Origin of the sequence: Variovorax ureilyticus (genome assembly GCF_050632185.1) — a bacterium.
Lineage (GTDB): Bacteria > Pseudomonadota > Gammaproteobacteria > Burkholderiales > Burkholderiaceae_C > Variovorax > Variovorax ureilyticus_A.
Window position 1 is genome coordinate 984,832 of sequence record NZ_CP192579.1, and the last position, 15,750, is coordinate 1,000,581.

Consider the following 15,750-nt stretch of genomic DNA (forward strand, 5'->3'; position numbering starts at 1 on the left):
CGGCTGCGGCAGGTCTACTTGACCTGCTGCTTGCCCAGCTTGCGCGCCAGTGTCCGGCGGTGCATGCCGAGCCGGCGCGCGGTTTCGGAGATGTTGAAGCCGGTCTCGGCGAGCGTCTCGTGGATGCGCTCCCACTCCAGCGTCTTGATGGAGGTCGATCGGTTGGTCAGCTCGACGTCGATGGTGCCCTCGGCGCGACCGAAGGCCGCTTCGATGTCATCGGTGTTCGACGGCTTGGCGAGGTAGTGGCAGGCGCCGAGCTTGATCGCCTCGACCGCGGTGGCGATGCTCGCGAAGCCGGTCAGCACCACGATGAGCATCGAAGGGTCGTGCCGGTTGAGCGTCTGCACGCACGCGAGGCCCGAGGCATCGCCGTTGAGTTTGAGATCGACCACCGCGTAGCCGGGCGAGTGCTCCGTCAGCAGTTCCGCGACCTGATCGAGGTTCGAAGCGTGCATGACCGTGTAGCCCCGGCGTTCGAACGACCGGCCGAGCGTGCGCGCGAAGGCCGCATCGTCCTCCACGATCAGCAGCAGGCGTTCAGTGTCCGTGTCCATCGTCTTCGTCGTCGTCCTCTTCGAGCGTGATCGCGGCCAGCGGCAGCGTCAGCGTGACCACCGCGCCGCCCTCGGGACGGTTGCGCGCCGTGACGGTGCCGCCGAGCGTGCGCGCCACGTTCACCACCAGGAACAGCCCCAGCCCGCCGCCGGGCCGGCCCTTGCTCGATTGATAAGGCTTGCCGAAGTGCGCCAGCATTTCGGGCGCGAAACCGGGCCCGACATCGGAGACCGTCAGGGTCAGCGCATCGCCGTCGTGGGCGGCCGTGAGGCCCACCCATTGCGGCGAGGCCTCCAGCGCATTGTCGAGCACGTTGCAGATCATCTGCTTGAGCGCCGAATCCGAGACCATGGGCAGGTCGTGGCCGAAGCGGTTTTCGTAGGCGAACGAGGTCACGGCGCGCGTGGTGCGCCATTCCTCGACGAGGTCGTCGAGGAAGGTGCTGACGGTGGTTTCCTCCGAACCCTCGCCCCGCGCCTCGCCGGCCGACAGCAGGATGCCGCTCAGGATGGTCTTGCATCGCCTGACCTGCGCTTCCATCTCGATGACCTCTTCCAGCAGTTCCGGGTCGGAGGTGAAGTGAGGCAGGTGCCGCCAGTCGCCCAGGATCACGGCAAGCGTGGCGAGCGGGGTGCCGAGTTCGTGCGCCGCGCCGGAGGCCAGGAGGCCCATGCGGACGATGTGTTCCTCTTCGGCGGCGCGCTGGCGCAGGTCCGCAAGGCGGGCGTCGCGCCCGCGCAGGATGCGGCTGATCCGTGTGATGAACACCACCAGCAGCGCCGCGACCAGCGCGAAGCAAATCAGCATGCCGACCACATAGGGCCTGAACAGACCCTGGCCCGGGTCCGTCGACAGCGGCAGCGGTTCGGAAAAGAGCGCGAGGCCGGCGAAGCACGCGATGGTCACGCCGACCATCGTCCAGGTCGACCATGACTCCAGAAGCACGGCCGCGATGATCACCTGCAGCAGGTACAGGAAAACGAAGGGATTGGCTGCACCGCCGCTGAGATAGAGCTGCGCGGTGAGCATGCCGACGTCCACCAGCAGCGCGATGAACAACTCGGTGTTCGTCACGTCGCGAGGGATGCGCCAGCGCAACTGGCTTGCCGCGTTGAACGCGGCGAGGCCGGTCAGCACCGCCAGCATCTGGTCGAGCGGCAGGCGGATGCCGAAGCCGAAGTGGACGACGAGGATCGTGGCGACCTGGCCGACCACCGCGATCCAGCGCAGCTGGATCAACTGCTGCATGTTCTTCAGGCCGGTGGCGTCGCCGAAGCGTGGGGTGGGGGAACTGTCGGATCGAGGCGCCGGCGCGGTCGCGATGGTGTCAGTCATGGCGCGCATCTTCGCGCATGCGGCCGCGGCGCACCCGAAGCTCGTCCCGCGCCACGTACCAGGCGCCCGCGACGATCATGAGCGCGAGGGCGAACCAGGTGATCGCGTAGGTCAGGTGGTTGTTCGGGAAGCTGATGACCGTCAGCCCCGCGACGGGCCAAGTCTGCGTCTTCGATGATGCCGCCCTCCGGTCGGCAGAGGCTTCCTCGTCGATGAAGAACGGCGCGACTTGGCCGAGCCCGCGCGCGGCGGCGATGGCTTGCACGTCGCGTGAATACCAGCGGTTCGCGGCGGGGTCGTTGTGCCGGAGGAAGCTGCCGCCGGGCTCTGTGATTCGCAGGAGCCCGGTGATGGTGGTCTCGCCGACCGGCGCGTTGTCGTCGCGATTCGCACGATCACGACGCTCCGGCGGAACGAAGCCGCGGTTGATCAGCACGACGCTGCCATCGGTGCGCTGCAGCGGCGTCAGCACCCAGTAGCCACCGCCGAGGGCCGTGGTGGCCTGCACCAGCGTTTCGCGATCATGAAGGAGGGTACCGGTGGCCGATACGCGCCGGTATTCGTCGGAGGCCGCATGGACCTGGGGCCATTGCGCCGGTCCCGGCGCCGCAACGGGCTGCGCGTGCACGCGCTGGTCGACCTTGGCGATGAGATCCAGCTTCCAGGCTCGCCGCTCGACCTGCCAGAGGCCGAGGGCGACGAGCCCCGTGAAGATCCCTGCCGCGCAGATCGCGAGCGCGGTCAGGAAGGGCGCGGAGCAGGGGCCGCGCTCGGTCATCAAGACGTGTGGTGCGTTTCCGTCGTCATGTGCGGCATCATGTTGTTGTTCATGTGGAACATGACCCACAACGAGCCGCTCAGCGTGATGACGACCAGCACGACGGTGAAGATGAATGCCAGCATCGTCCAGCCGTGCTGGGACTTCGAATCCATGTGCAGGAAGTACACCATGTGCACCACGATCTGCACCGCCGCGAACGCGAGGATGACCATCGCGGTCGTGCTGGGCTTCTCGAACACGTTGCCCATCACCATCCAGAACGGGATCGCCGTCAGGATGATCGACAGGATGAAGCCCGTCATGTAGCCCTTGAAGGTGGCGTGCGGTGCGCCATCGTCATGGCCATGGTCGTCGTGGCCGTGGTGGTCGGAGATTGCGTTGTGCGCGCTCATGGCAGGACTCCCATCAGGTAGACGAAGGTGAAGACGCCGATCCAGACCACGTCCAGAAAGTGCCAGAACATCGACAGGCACATGAGACGGCGGCGGTTCTCGGCGATGAACCCGCGCTTGGCGACCTGTGCCATCAACACGACGAGCCAGATGATGCCGAAGGTCACGTGCAGGCCGTGCGTGGAAACGAGCGCGAAGAACGACGACAGGAACGCGCTGCGCTGCGGGCCGGCGCCCTCGTGGATCAGGTGCGCGAACTCGTAGAGCTCGATGCCGATGAAGCCGGCGCCCAGCAGGCCCGTCACGAGCAGCCAGATCATCACGGCCTTCACCTTGTTGCGCTGCATTTCGAGCATCGCGAAGCCGTAGGTGATCGACGACAGCAGCAGCAGCGAGGTGTTCAGTGCGATCAGCCGCAGATCGAAGAGGTCTGCGCCCGAGGGGCCGGCCGCATAGCTGCGCCCGAGGACCCCATAGACCGCGAACAGGCAGGCGAACACCAGGCAATCGCTCATGATGTAGAGCCAGAACCCGAGCAGCGTGCCGTTTTCGGGATGGTGCTCGCTCGTCAGATAGAAGCGGGCGCTGGGGCTGGCGCTCGCGGCGCCGGCGGGGGAGAGTGCAGTAGCGTCAGACATGGGCAGCCAGGAGGCGGGTGCGTTCGCCTTCGGTTTGGATGACTTCTTGCGCGGGGATGTGGTAGTCGCGCTTGTAGTTGAAGGTGTGGGTGATCACGGCGGCCAGCATGGCGACGAAGCCGACGCCGGCGATGAGCCACATGTGCCAGATCAGGCCGAAGCCGCAGACCGTCGCGAGGGCCGCGATGACGAAGCCGGCGCCGGTGTTTTTGGGCATGTGGATCGGGATGAAGCCTTCGGTCGGTCGGACGTAGCCGTGCTTCTTCATGTCGGTCCAGGCATCGTTGTCATGCACCTGCGGCGTGAACGCGAAGTTGTAGGCCGGCGGCGGCGAGGAGGTCGACCATTCGAGCGTGCGGCCATCCCACGGGTCGCCCGTGGTGTCGCGCAGCGAATCGCGGCGGATGAAGCTCACCACGAGCTGGATGAGGAACGAGGCGATGCCCAGCGCGATCAGCACTGCGCCGAAGGCGGCAATCTGGAACCAGATCTGCAGCGACGGGTCCTCGAAGTGGTTCAGGCGCCGCGTCACGCCCATCAGGCCGAGCACATACAGCGGCATGAAGGCGAAGTAGAAGCCGACCACCCAGAACCAGAACGAGCACTTGCCCCAGAACGGATCGAGCTTGTAGCCGAAAGCCTTCGGGAACCAGTAGGTGATGCCGGCCAGCAGGCCGAACAGCACGCCGCCGATGATCACGTTGTGGAAGTGCGCGATCAGGAACAGGCTGTTGTGCAGCACGAAGTCCGCCGGGGGCACCGCGAGCAGCACACCGGTCATGCCGCCGATCACGAAGGTGATCATGAAGGCGATGGTCCACATCATGGGCAGCTCGAAGCGGATGCGGCCCTTGTACATGGTGAACAGCCAGTTGAAGATCTTCGCGCCCGTCGGGATCGAGATGATCATCGTCGTGATCCCGAAGAAGGAGTTCACGCTCGCGCCCGAGCCCATCGTGAAGAAGTGGTGCAGCCACACGAGGTACGAAAGGATCGTGATCACCAGGGTCGCGTAGACCATCGACGCGTAGCCGAACAGGCGCTTGCCGCAGTAGGTCGCCACCACTTCCGAGAAGATGCCGAAGCAGGGCAGGATCAGGATGTAGACCTCGGGGTGGCCCCAGATCCAGATGAGGTTCACGTACATCATCGGATTGCCGCCGAGGTCGTTGGTGAAGAAGTTCGTTCCAACGTAGCGGTCGAGCGACAGCAGCGCGAGCGTCGCGGTCAGCACCGGGAAGACGGCGACGATCAGGATGTTGGTCGCCAGGGCGGTCCAGGTGAACACCGGCATCTTCATCATCGACATGCCCGGCGCGCGCATCTTCACGATGGTCGCGATCAGGTTGACGCCGGAGAGCAATGTGCCGACGCCCGCGATCTGGAGCGACCATATGTAGTAGTCGACCCCCACGTCAGGGCTGAAGTCGAGCCCCGAGAGCGGCGGATAGGCCAGCCAGCCGGTGCGCGCGAATTCGCCGACGAAGAGCGACGCCATCACCAGGATGGCGCCGAAGGTCGTCATCCAGAAGCTGAAGTTGTTCAGGAACGGGAAGGCCACGTCGCGCGCGCCGATCTGCAGCGGAACGACGTAGTTCATGAGGCCCGTGACCAGCGGCATTGCCACGAAGAAGATCATGATCACGCCGTGGGCCGTGAAGATCTGGTCGTAGTGGTGCGGTGGCAGGAAGCCCGCGGAATCCCCGAAGGCGATGGCCTGCTGGGCACGCATCATGAGCGCGTCGGCGAAGCCGCGCAGCAGCATGATCAGACCGAGGATGATGTACATGATCCCGATCTTCTTGTGGTCGATGCTGGTGATCCAGTTGCGCCACAGGGTGCCCCACAGGCGGAAGTAGGTGATCGCGCCGAGGACTGCGATACCGCCGAGCATGACGGCGGCGAAAGTCGCGAGGAGGATCGGCTCGTGGAAAGGGATTGCATCCCAGGTGAGACGGCCGAAGATCAGCTTCGTCAAATCAAGATGTTCGGACATCGTTACTCTTCGATGCGGAGGTTGGTACGCGGGGTCGAGATGCCGGCAGGGTCCTCGACGGTGCACATGGCCGTCACGTAGCTGCGGATCGGGGAATTCTTCTCATCAGGCTGCCAGGGCTTCCGGGCGACGTTGTACGCACCCGGTGCGCCACCGATGCCGCCGTTCGCGTCGATCGCCATCATCTGCTTCATGCACATCTTGTTGCGGTCGACGCAGCGGTTGAGGATCGCGTCGTACAGGTCGGGGGCCACGGCGCCGAAGCGACGCACGGGCTCGCGTTCGCTGGGGCGCTCGAGCTTCTGGTAGACCTCGCGGCTGAGCTCGGTGCTTTCGGCGCGGGCCTTCTGGACCCACTGGTCGAAGCCTTCGTTGGTCACGCCGTGGAACTTGAAGCGCATGCCCGAGAAGCCGGCGCCGCTGTAGTTGGCGGAAAAGCCGTCGAATTCGCCGGGCTGGTTGATGACCGCATTGAGCTTGGTTTCCATGCCCGGCATGGCGTAGATCATGCCGGCCAGCGCGGGAACGTAGAAGGCGTTCATCACCGAGGAGGACGTGATCTTGAATTCGATCGGCCGGTCCACCGGCGCCGCCAGCTCGTTGACGGTCGCGATGCGCTGCTCGGGGTAAATGAAAAGCCACTTCCAGTCGAGTGCGACGACTTCGACGGTCAGTGGCTTCACGTTGTCGGGAACCGGGCGGTTCGCCTCGATACGCCGCAGGGGACGGTAGGGATCGAGCGTGTGGGTGCTGATCCAGGTGATGGCGCCCAGCGCGATGATGATCATCAGCGGCGCGGCCCAGATCGCCAGTTCGAGCTCGGTGGAGTGGTCCCACTCGGGCGTGTACTTCGCGTCCTTGTTGGACTGCCGGTATTTCCAGGCGAAGAAGATGGTCAGCCCGATCACCGGCACGATGATGAGGAGCATGAGCACCGTGGAAATGACGACCAACTGGCCTTGCTGGCGGGCGATGTCGCCGGAGGGGTTCAATACCACCATGTTGCAGCCCGCCAGCAGGGCGAGTGGCAGCAACAGCAGTCCGCGGAGTTTGGAGAGGGGAGGCATGCCGAAGATTGAGCTTTTACTGGGCAAAGAGGCCAGAATCTACTTCTTTTGGCAGGTGCCGGATATTGGACGTTTTGTCCTATGGCGGCAATCCCGATTCGGTGAGAACCTTGCGGGGTCCTAGGATGACATACGAACCTTTGCAGAAATGATGATGTCCGGCATCAGCCCCACACCCGTCCATACCGATATCAGCGAGACCCTCCACGGGGACGACCACTCGCACATCACGCCTTCCGAGATCGCCGTCGGCGTGGTCATTGGCCGTGCATCGGAGTACTTCGACTTCTTCGTCTACGGGATCGCCTCGGTCCTGGTGTTCCCGGCGGTGTTCTTCCCGTTCGAGAACCGCCTCGACGGGGTGCTATTCGCCTTCACGATCTTCTCCTTCGCCTTCATCGCGCGGCCGTTCGGCACGCTGATTTCGATGTCGGTCCAGCGCCGCTTCGGGCGCGAGGCCAAGCTGACGATGGCGCTGTTCCTGCTGGGCATCTCGACCGCCGGCATTGCCTTCCTGCCGGGTTATGCGTCCATGGGCGCGGCAGCGATCGTGCTGCTGTCGATCCTCCGCGTCGGCCAGGGCCTGGCGCTCGGCGGCTCGTGGGACGGTCTCCCGTCGCTGCTGGCGCTCAACGCACCGCCGAACCGCCGCGGCTGGTACGCGATGCTGGGCCAGCTCGGCGCACCGCTGGGCTTCTTCATGGCCAGCGCGCTCTTTGCGTTTCTGTATTCGAGCCTTTCGATGGAGGATTTCCTCGATTGGGGATGGCGTTACACCTTTTACGTTGCGTTTGCGATCAACGTCGTGGCCCTGTTCGCGCGCCTGCGCCTGGTTTCCACGAACGAATACGACCGCGCGCTGGAATCGCGCGAACTCCAGCCGACCAACGTGCTGGAGATGACCCGGTCGCAGGGCTACAACATCGTCATCGGCGCGTTCGCCGCGCTGGCCAGCTACGCGCTGTTCCACCTGATCACCGTGTTCCCGCTTTCGTGGATCTCACTGTTCTCGACCCAGTCGATCAGCGAATTCCTCGTGGTCCAGATGGTCGGTGCGGTGCTCGGCGCGATCGGCACGGTCGCCTCGGGCCTGATCGCCGACCGCATGGGCCGCCGCAACACGCTGGGCAGCCTTGCGGTGCTGATCGCGGTCTTCAGCGGCTTCGCGCCGACGCTGCTCGATGGCGGCAAGCTCGGCCAGGACGTGTTCATCCTGGTGGGCTTCCTGATCCTGGGTCTGTCCTACGGTCAGGCCGCGGGTGCGGTGACTGCGAACTTCGAGAAGAAGTATCGCTATACCGGTGCCGCGCTGACCTCCGATCTGGCCTGGCTGATCGGCGCCGCCTTCGCCCCGCTCGTCGCGCTCGGCCTGTCTTCGAGCTTCGGCCTGGGGTACGTCAGCGTCTATCTGCTCTCCGGCGCGCTCTGCACGCTCATCGCGCTGTACATCAACCGCGCGATCATCGAGCGCAGCGACAACGACTGATCCACGCGGTGCCGCGACTGCGGCCCGCTCCCCGCCCGGCCTTCAGCGCCGGGTGCGCCACTGCCTGAGTAGTGCAAGCACCACGGCGACGATGAATGCCGTGATGATCAGCCTGTGTTCGTAGGGTCGCAGATGGCCGACCGCGGCATGAATCCACGCGGTGATCTTCACCCCGAAAAGACTGACCACGGTGGCCCAGACGACCGCTGCAATCGCGCAGAACCCGGCGTATGGCAGCGCTGCCATTCGGCCCATGCCGAGCGTGACCGGCATCGCGATCCGAAGCCCCCAGGCGAATCGCATCACGAAGATCGTCGCGATAGGATGCCGCGTGACGAATCCGCTGATTCGTTCGACGTACGAATGCAGTTTCGGGCGCTTCGCGAGCCACTCGGCGCCCTTGCGACGCCCCAGGTGGAAGTAGAACTGGTCCGTAAAGAAAGCGGCCGCCGCGCCGCAGGCGATCAGCGGCCCGAGCGACAGATAGCCCTGGTGCACCGCGAACGCCCCCAGCATGAGGATGGTTTCGCCCTCGAACAGACCGCCGAGGAAGACGGCGAGATAGCCGTAGTTCTGCAGGAATTCAGACAGATGCATGGTGGCGATCATGCAGGCAAGCGCGGTCGCCCGGCCCATTTCCGTGAACTTTCGTCACGGCCATTCGTCTGCCTGGCGCCGCGGACGCGCGCGCCGGCGCGTGGAGGGTGAGCTACTTGCTCGCAGCCGGTGCCGGGCGCGGGATCGGATCGCCTTCGCCCATCTGAGGACCGCGGGCCGCCTGGGCTCCGACCTTCGCGCGTTGGCTGCGTGCCGCGGCGCGCTCGTCGGTGGAGGCTCTGGGTCTGGCATCGGGGACCGGATTGCCCTCGCCGACCTGCGGGCTGCGTGCGGCGGCTTTCCCCTGCCGGCTGCGTTCGGCGCGCGCCGCGCCCCGTCGTCGACGCCGAAAACTTGCGCCTGCGCATTCGGCGCGACCAGTTGGATGACGGCGAGCGCCGCGGTCAGAACGAGAGCCTTCATGGCACGAACTCCAGGAGACATTGCGATGGGATGATCCGCCTTTGCATGCGCGGGGCCAAGTTTTCAGGGCTGACGGGCATCGGGGTTCGTCACGTTTCCGCCCTTGAGCCGCTCTCGGAAAAGCGCGGCGCGCATGAGGAAGATGGTCGTGACCGGTGCGGAGAGCGCCACGAACAGCGTGATCAGGATGGCGTGCAGGAACAGGCTGCCGCCTTGCACCGAGAAGTAGATGACGGTCGCGAGCGTGATGCTCCAGACGCCCAGCGTGGCGCCCAGCGTTGGCGGATGGATGCGGCGGAAGAAGGTGGGCAGCCGAACGAGGCCGAACGAGCCGATGGCCGCGAAGGCCGCGCCCAGCACCGCGAAGCCCGCGGTCAGGATTTCGGCCCAAAGGGGCAGCGGACTGCCGACGAGATCGTTCATTTCAGTTCTCCACCGCTGCGTGGGAGCTCCATGACGCATGAAATAAGCAGGCCAGCGAAGCGAGGCCCGTTCGGGGAATCCCGCGGAACCGGCTTCGCCGGGCCGCCGGGGTTGCCCGCGGAGAGGGGGTGCAGAGCCACACGAAGTGGGCGAGGCTGGGGGTGAGCCATCATTCAATCACTTCGCCGCGCAGCAGGAACTTCGCGAGCGCCGTCGAGCCGAGGAAGCCGAACAGCGCGATCAGCATCGCGGCCTCGAAGTAGACGCTGCTGGTGTAGTTGATGCCGAGGATGAGCATCATCAGCATGCCGTTGATGTAGAGGCAGTCGAGCGCCATCACGCGGTCCTGCGCGGTCGGGCCGATGAGCAGGCGCGTGACCGCGCAGAGCATCGCCACGGCGAGGAGAAACAGCGCCAGTTTGAGCGCCCAGAAAAGGACTGGCGTCATGGTTCGAATATCTCCATCAGCGGGCGCTCGTAGCGCGATTTCACGAGCAGGATGAAGGCCTCGGTATCGCGCTCGTCGAACAGGTGGATCAGCAGGCTCGAACGGTCGAACGAGATTTCTCCCCAGGCCGTGCCGGGTGTGAGGCAGACGATCATCGCCAGCACCGCGAGCGCGTTGGGATCACGCAGCTCCAGCGGAACGCGCACGAAGCACGGGTGCATCTCGTCGTTGTGGCGGGTCAGCAGGAGACGCGCCACGGTGAGGGCGGACCGGGCCATGTCATGCATGACCACGAACGCGAGTTTCAGTGCCGTGCCGGGCCGGCGGACGCGTACCGTTTCCCGCGGCCGAAGCGATTGGGTCAGGAGCGGCACCGCGATGGCGAGGATTGCGGCCAGCAGCAGCGTCCCGACGTCGAGCGACTGGTTGAGCAGCAGCCACACGACGAAGAGGCCCAGCGACAGCGGCGGGAAGGGGAGCCAGCGCTTGATCATTTCGCGGCTCCCGGTGTCGGCGCAGGGCTGGGCACTTCGCGCGCATGGAGCACCGCGTTGCGATAGGCCGTCGGCGTGCGCAGTCCCTCGGCCGTGGCGGTGGCATGCTGCAGGGCCGGTCCGGCGCCGAGCGCCAGCACGAGGCAGGCGGCCAGCAGCACTCCGACCGGAATCACCTCGAGGGCGGGCAGCGAGGGCAGGTTGGCGTGCTCCTGCGTCCAGAAATGCCGGATGCCCGTGCGGCTGAACGCGATGAGCGTGAAGAAGCCGGACACCAGCACGAGTACCAGGAAACTCCAGGCCGCTGGCGTGATCCGCGAGGCATCGAAGAGGCCCGAGAGCATCGCGAACTTGCCGAGGAATCCGGAGAGCGGCGGCAGTCCGGCCAGCAGGATCGTGCAGCCGACGAAGCCGAGTCCCAGAAACGCGACACCCGCCGGAATGGCGCGGCCATAGAGTGCTTGCGCGTTGTCGTCGAGATTCACGTCGTTCATGCGCTGCAGGTCCGCGGAAAGGAAGGGCACCTCGTTCGCCGCCTCGTGCGGCGCGATGCTCATGCCGGCATTGCGCCAGCGTTCGATCATGTCGATGAGCAGGAAGAAGGCGCTCACCGCCAGCGTCGAGCTGAGGAGGTAGTAGAGCGCACCGGCCCAGACCGCCGTTTGCCCGAACCCGACGGCGGTCAGCAGCGTGCCGGCGGAAACCAGGACGCTGAAGCCGGCGAGATTCGACAGGCGCTGCGTGCCGACGATTCCGAGCGCGCCGACGAACAGCGTTGCCAGCCCCATCGCGATCAGCACGTCCTGGCCGAATCCCGCCGAAGCGCCGGCGTCGGGGGCGAACATCAGCGTCCAGAGCCGCAGCAAGGCGTAGATGCCAAGCTTGGTCAAGAGCGCGAACACGGCGCCGACCGGCGAGACGGCGGAACTGTAGGCGGGCACGAGCCAGAAGTTGAGCGGCCATGCGCCGGCCTTGGCGAAGAAGGCCGTGGCGAGGATTGCCGCCGCCGCATGCACCAGTGCCGCGGTCGGCGGGATCGATCTGCGCGATCTTCATGCCCAGGTCGGCCATGTTGAGCGTGCCGGTCACGCCGTAGAGCAGCGCGGCGCCGATGAGGAAGAGCGACGACGCCGCGAGGTTGATCGCGATGTAGTGCAGACCCGCGTGCACGCGCCCGCGTCCGGAGCCGTGCAGCAGCAGGCCGTACGAGGCGGCCAGCATCACCTCGAAGAAGACGAAGAGATTGAACAGGTCACCGGTCAGGAATGCGCCATTGAGGCCCATGAGCTGCAACTGCAGCAGCGGATGGAAATGCACGCCCGCGCGGTCCCAGCGCGAGGTCGAGTAGATCGACGCCGCGAACGCGACGACGCCGGTGAGCGCGACCATCATCGTCGAGAGGCGGTCGGCGACCAGCACGATGCCGAAGGGCGCCTGCCAGTTGCCCGGCAGGTAGACGCCTATCGAGCCCGGACCACCACCGGTTTCCGGCGCATTGACCCAGCGCAGCAACGCGAGCGCGACCAAGAGGCCGATCAGGCCCGAGGCGACGCTGAGCGCCGACTTGGTCCGGCGGCGTTCCTCGCGCAGCAGCAACATGAGCGCGGCGGTCAGCATCGGCACGAGGATCGGCGCGGCGATGAGGTGCGGCATGCTCAACTCGAGCACGCGGTCGAGGAGGTGGAGGAGGCCGGTCACAGGCGGGTCTCCCGGCGCTCTTCGCCGTCGACGTGGTCGGTGCCGGTCAGTCCGCGCGAGGCGAGCAGGACCACGAGGAACAAGGCGGTCATCGCGAAACCGATCACGATCGCGGTGAGCACCAGCGCCTGCGGCATCGGGTCCGCGGTGTTGGAGAGCGTGGCGGTGAAGCCCGGCATCAGCACGGGATCGCTGTCGACCTTGAGCCGGCCCATGCTGAAGATGAACAGGTTGACTGCATACGAGATCAGCGTGAGACCCATGATCACCTGGAAGGTGCGCGGGCGCAGCAGCAGGTACACGCCCGAGCCGGTGAGGATGGCGATGGCGATGGCAAGGACGATTTCCATGTCAGCGGTGCGGCGCGGCAATTGAAGGGAAGTCTGCCCGCGAAACACCGCGGAACCGGCTTTGCCGGTCCGCTGGTGTTGCCCCCTTGAGGGGGAAGGAGGCTACACGAAGTGAGCAAGCAACCGGGGTGGTCATTTCTCGGCCTGCTCGTCGGACCAGCGGTGGCTGCGGATCGACTGGTGCGCCAGCGCGGTGAGGATCAGCATGGTGGCGCCGAGCACCAGCGCGAACACGCCGGTGTCGAAGAACAGCGCGCTCGGCACATGCACTTCGCCGACGAGCGGCAGGTGCAGATGCGCCGTGTGCGTGGTGAGGAAGGGGTAGCCGAAGAGGATCGCGCCGTCGCCCGTGATCAACGCGAGCAGCAGGCCGACCGCGATCCAGCGCCGCGGATAGATGCGCAGATGCTCTTCCACCCACTCGGTGCCGGACACCATGTACTGAAGCACCAGCGCCACCGACATCACCAGCCCCGCGACGAAGCCGCCGCCCGGCTGGTTGTGGCCGCGCATGAAGAAGTAGACCGACACCAGCACCGACAGCGGCAGCAACAGCCGCACGAGCACCGCCGGCACCATCAGGTAGCCGACCGCGGTGTCCTTGGCGCGGCGCGGATTGAGCAGGTCGCTGCTGCCGTCGTCGGGATGCGCGCGCTGCTGCGGGGGCAGCGCCATGGATTCCGGCGCAGGACGGAAGCGGCGCAGCAGCGCATAGACCGTCAGGGCCACGACGCCGAGCACGGTGATCTCGCCGAAGGTATCGAAGCCGCGGAAGTCGACGAGCATCACGTTGACCACGTTGGTGCCGCCGCCGCGCGTCAGCGCGTTGTCGAGAAAGAAGGGAGAGATGCTTTGCGGGAAGTTCCGCGTCATCATCATCCAGGCAATCGAGCCGAGGCCCGCTCCGGCGGCAGTGGCGATCGCCGGGTCGCGGCTGCGGCGTCCCCATTGACGCAGCCATGTCCGCGTGGGCTCGGATGTCGCGGTGCGCATCGGCAGCCAGCGCAGGCCGAGGAGGATCAGCACCGTCGTCACCGCCTCCACCACGAGCTGCGTGAGCGCGAGGTCGGGCGCCGAGAACCAGATGTAGGTGATGCAGCTCACCAGCCCGGCGGCCGAGGCCAGCATCAGTGACGCGAGGCGGTGGAACTTGGCCTGCCATGCAGCGGCGAGCGCGCAGGTGCAGCCGATCAACCAGGTCATTGCGAACATGGGCGAGAAGGGCAGCAGTTCGCGCGATCCGCGTGCGGCTGGCGTGAAGTGGAGCGCCGCGGCCGCGCCGGCGATCGCGACGCCGACGAGCAGCAGCAACTGGACTTGCAGACGCCGAGTGCCGAGCATCCGGCGGCTGCGGCGCCCGGTCTCGCTGAGCCGCGCAAGCAGGTTCTCGAAGATGCGCTGGCCGTCGAAGCGATGCAGCAGTGGCGTTGCATCCGTCAGCGCACCCCGCTCGCGGCCCCGGCGCTGCATCAGATAGAGCGCCATCCCGCCGACCAGTGCGATGACACTCATGAGCAACGGCAGGTTGAATCCGTGCCACACCGCCAGGCTGTATTCGGGCAAGGTGCCGCCGACGACCGGCCGTGCGGCTGTCGCGAGAAACGCGCCGACCGACCATGCGGGTGCGATGCCGACCACCAGGCAGATCAACACCAGCAGTTCCACCGGCACGCGCATCCAGTGGGGTGGCTCGTGCGGCTGCCTGGGCACGTCGGGGGGCGCGCAGGGCGGGCCGAAAAACACGTCGAAGACAAAGCGGGCCGAGTAGGCGACGCTGAAGATGCCGGCAATGGTCGCGATGACGGGAAGGCTCCGGCTCACCCAGGGCGTGGCCTCGATGAACACCGTCTCGGCGAAGAACATCTCCTTCGACAGGAAGCCGTTGAGCAGCGGCACGCCGGCCATCGATGCGCTCGCGATGATCGCGAGCGTGCCGCTGATCGGCATCAGCTTGAGCAGGCCGCTGAGCTTGCGGATGTCGCGCGTGCCGCTTTCATGATCGATGATGCCGGCGGCCATGAAGAGCGACGCCTTGAAGGTCGCATGGTTCATGACGTGGAACACCGCCGCGACCGCCGCGAGCGGGCTGTTGAGGCCCAGCAGCAGGGTGATGAGGCCGAGGTGCGAGATCGTCGAATACGCCAAGAGCGCCTTCAGGTCACGCTGGAACATGGCGACGTAGCCGCCGAGCAGCAGCGTGATCGCGCCGGCGCCGCTCACCAGCCAGAACCATTCGTCGGTGCCGGACAGCACCGGCCAGAGCCGCGCCATGAGAAACACGCCGAGCTTCACCATCGTGGCCGAATGCAGGTAGGCCGAGACCGGCGTGGGCGCGGCCATCGCGCGCGGCAGCCAGAAGTGGAACGGGAACTGCGCGCTCTTGGTGAAGGCGCCGAGCAGCACCAGCACGAGCGCGGCGGGGTAGAGCGGGTTCGCGCGGATCGCGCTGCCCGAAGCCAGCACCACGTCGAGGTCGTAGCTGCCGGCGATGCGCCCGAGGATCAGCACGCCGGCCAGCAGGCACAGACCGCCCGCGCCGGTGACGACGAGCGCCATGCTCGCGCCGCGGCGCGCGTCGCGGCGGTGGTGCCAGTAGCCGATCAGCAGGAAGGAGAAGAGGCTGGTGAGTTCCCAGAACAGCACCATCTGGATGATGTTGCCCGAGAGCGCCACGCCCATCATCGCGCCCATGAACGCGAGCAGGAACGAGAAGAATCGCGGCACCGGATCGGACGGCGACATGTAGTAGCGCGCGTACAGCACCACCAGCGTGCCGATGCCCAGCACGAGCATGCAGAACAGCCACGCGAAGCCGTCCATGCGGAAGACGAGATCGAGGCCGATGAGGGGCAGCCAGTCGATCTGCTGCCGGATCACGTTGCCGCTGGCAACCTTCGGAAAGAGCCATGCCGCCTGGATCGCACAGCCCAGTGCGACCAGGCCGGCCAAGGTCGATTCTCTGTTTCGCGCATCCGAAGGCAGCAGCGCGGCGAGCACGCTGGCGATGAACGGAAGTGCGACGAGGAAGACCAGGGGCATCGTGATCGATTCTATCGATCGCCCC

General features: G+C 66.0%; 14 protein-coding genes and 1 pseudogene. 1 reads left to right on the top strand and 14 read right to left on the bottom strand.

Annotated features, from left to right (window positions below):
- Window positions 1-14 precede the first annotated feature (14 nt).
- From ACQ858_RS04800 to cyoA, 7 genes are read right to left on the bottom strand one after another with little or no spacing between them, the layout of a single operon-like run.
- Entirely contained in the window at window positions 15-557 is a 543-nt protein-coding gene (locus ACQ858_RS04800) for a response regulator transcription factor (protein WP_431275656.1), read from the bottom strand.
- Window positions 541-1,902, bottom strand: coding sequence for an ATP-binding protein (locus ACQ858_RS04805; protein ID WP_431275657.1), 1,362 nt, complete (start codon window positions 1,900-1,902; stop codon window positions 541-543). Before ACQ858_RS04805 ends, ACQ858_RS04800 begins: the two co-directional genes overlap by 17 nt.
- Window positions 1,886-2,671, bottom strand: coding sequence for an SURF1 family protein (locus tag ACQ858_RS04810; RefSeq protein WP_431275658.1), 786 nt, complete (start codon window positions 2,669-2,671; stop codon window positions 1,886-1,888). Before ACQ858_RS04810 ends, ACQ858_RS04805 begins: the two co-directional genes overlap by 17 nt.
- Window positions 2,671-3,066 carry a cytochrome o ubiquinol oxidase subunit IV gene (cyoD, locus tag ACQ858_RS04815; RefSeq protein WP_431275659.1) on the bottom strand — a complete coding sequence of 132 codons (396 nt, stop codon included), beginning with the start codon at window positions 3,064-3,066 and terminating at the stop codon, window positions 2,671-2,673. Before cyoD ends, ACQ858_RS04810 begins: the two co-directional genes overlap by 1 nt.
- Window positions 3,063-3,704, bottom strand: coding sequence for a cytochrome o ubiquinol oxidase subunit III (cyoC, locus tag ACQ858_RS04820; RefSeq protein ID WP_431275660.1), 642 nt, complete (start codon window positions 3,702-3,704; stop codon window positions 3,063-3,065). The genes cyoD and cyoC overlap by 4 nt, the downstream gene beginning before the upstream one ends.
- Window positions 3,697-5,700: a cytochrome o ubiquinol oxidase subunit I gene (cyoB, locus tag ACQ858_RS04825; RefSeq protein ID WP_431275661.1), complete on the bottom strand. Its 2,004-nt coding sequence runs from the start codon at window positions 5,698-5,700 to the stop codon at window positions 3,697-3,699. Before cyoB ends, cyoC begins: the two co-directional genes overlap by 8 nt.
- 2 nt (window positions 5,701-5,702) lie before the next feature.
- Complete coding sequence (cyoA, locus tag ACQ858_RS04830; protein WP_431275662.1) at window positions 5,703-6,767, bottom strand: ubiquinol oxidase subunit II; 1,065 nt, start codon at window positions 6,765-6,767, stop codon at window positions 5,703-5,705.
- Window positions 6,768-6,921: 154 nt separating this feature from the next.
- Between cyoA and ACQ858_RS04835 the strand changes: the two genes are divergently transcribed.
- Entirely contained in the window at window positions 6,922-8,253 is a 1,332-nt protein-coding gene (locus ACQ858_RS04835; RefSeq protein ID WP_431275663.1) for an MFS transporter, read from the top strand.
- Window positions 8,254-8,295: 42 nt separating this feature from the next.
- Here the strand turns inward: ACQ858_RS04835 and ACQ858_RS04840 are convergent, their stop codons facing one another.
- The 7 genes and pseudogenes from ACQ858_RS04840 to ACQ858_RS04870 all read right to left on the bottom strand — a co-directional run bounded on the left by ACQ858_RS04840 (window position 8,296) and on the right by ACQ858_RS04870 (window position 15,725).
- Window positions 8,296-8,850: a DedA family protein gene (locus ACQ858_RS04840; protein WP_431275664.1), complete on the bottom strand. Its 555-nt coding sequence runs from the start codon at window positions 8,848-8,850 to the stop codon at window positions 8,296-8,298.
- 486 nt (window positions 8,851-9,336) lie between these two features.
- Window positions 9,337-9,696, bottom strand: coding sequence for a monovalent cation/H(+) antiporter subunit G (mnhG, locus tag ACQ858_RS04845; protein WP_431275665.1), 360 nt, complete (start codon window positions 9,694-9,696; stop codon window positions 9,337-9,339).
- 169 nt (window positions 9,697-9,865) lie between these two features.
- The gene (locus ACQ858_RS04850; protein WP_088956140.1) at window positions 9,866-10,144 is read right to left on the bottom strand and encodes a K+/H+ antiporter subunit F; all 279 of its coding nucleotides are present in this window, start codon (window positions 10,142-10,144) and stop codon (window positions 9,866-9,868) included.
- A complete protein-coding gene (locus ACQ858_RS04855) occupies window positions 10,141-10,638 on the bottom strand; it encodes a Na+/H+ antiporter subunit E (protein ID WP_431275666.1) in 498 nt (165 codons plus the stop codon). The genes ACQ858_RS04850 and ACQ858_RS04855 overlap by 4 nt, the downstream gene beginning before the upstream one ends.
- Window positions 10,635-12,291 (bottom strand): annotated as a pseudogene (locus ACQ858_RS04860) (monovalent cation/H+ antiporter subunit D). Before ACQ858_RS04860 ends, ACQ858_RS04855 begins: the two are co-directional and overlap by 4 nt.
- 41 nt (window positions 12,292-12,332) lie before the next feature.
- A complete protein-coding gene (locus ACQ858_RS04865; protein WP_431275667.1) occupies window positions 12,333-12,686 on the bottom strand; it encodes a Na+/H+ antiporter subunit C in 354 nt (117 codons plus the stop codon).
- A gap of 132 nt (window positions 12,687-12,818) precedes the next feature.
- Complete coding sequence (locus ACQ858_RS04870) at window positions 12,819-15,725, bottom strand: monovalent cation/H+ antiporter subunit A (RefSeq protein WP_431275668.1); 2,907 nt, start codon at window positions 15,723-15,725, stop codon at window positions 12,819-12,821.
- Window positions 15,726-15,750 lie beyond the last annotated feature (25 nt).

Coding starts and splice junctions, on each gene's coding strand:
- ACQ858_RS04800 (WP_431275656.1), bottom strand. CDS start 557: ATGGACACGGACACTGAACGCCTGCTGCTGATCGTGGAGGACGATGCG.
- ACQ858_RS04805 (WP_431275657.1), bottom strand. CDS start 1,902: ATGCGCGCCATGACTGACACCATCGCGACCGCGCCGGCGCCTCGATCC.
- ACQ858_RS04810 (WP_431275658.1), bottom strand. CDS start 2,671: ATGACCGAGCGCGGCCCCTGCTCCGCGCCCTTCCTGACCGCGCTCGCG.
- cyoD (WP_431275659.1), bottom strand. CDS start 3,066: ATGAGCGCGCACAACGCAATCTCCGACCACCACGGCCACGACGACCAT.
- cyoC (WP_431275660.1), bottom strand. CDS start 3,704: ATGTCTGACGCTACTGCACTCTCCCCCGCCGGCGCCGCGAGCGCCAGC.
- cyoB (WP_431275661.1), bottom strand. CDS start 5,700: ATGTCCGAACATCTTGATTTGACGAAGCTGATCTTCGGCCGTCTCACC.
- cyoA (WP_431275662.1), bottom strand. CDS start 6,767: ATGCCTCCCCTCTCCAAACTCCGCGGACTGCTGTTGCTGCCACTCGCC.
- ACQ858_RS04835 (WP_431275663.1), top strand. CDS start 6,922: ATGTCCGGCATCAGCCCCACACCCGTCCATACCGATATCAGCGAGACC.
- ACQ858_RS04840 (WP_431275664.1), bottom strand. CDS start 8,850: ATGCATCTGTCTGAATTCCTGCAGAACTACGGCTATCTCGCCGTCTTC.
- mnhG (WP_431275665.1), bottom strand. CDS start 9,696: ATGAACGATCTCGTCGGCAGTCCGCTGCCCCTTTGGGCCGAAATCCTG.
- ACQ858_RS04850 (WP_088956140.1), bottom strand. CDS start 10,144: ATGACGCCAGTCCTTTTCTGGGCGCTCAAACTGGCGCTGTTTCTCCTC.
- ACQ858_RS04855 (WP_431275666.1), bottom strand. CDS start 10,638: ATGATCAAGCGCTGGCTCCCCTTCCCGCCGCTGTCGCTGGGCCTCTTC.
- ACQ858_RS04865 (WP_431275667.1), bottom strand. CDS start 12,686: ATGGAAATCGTCCTTGCCATCGCCATCGCCATCCTCACCGGCTCGGGC.
- ACQ858_RS04870 (WP_431275668.1), bottom strand. CDS start 15,725: ATGCCCCTGGTCTTCCTCGTCGCACTTCCGTTCATCGCCAGCGTGCTC.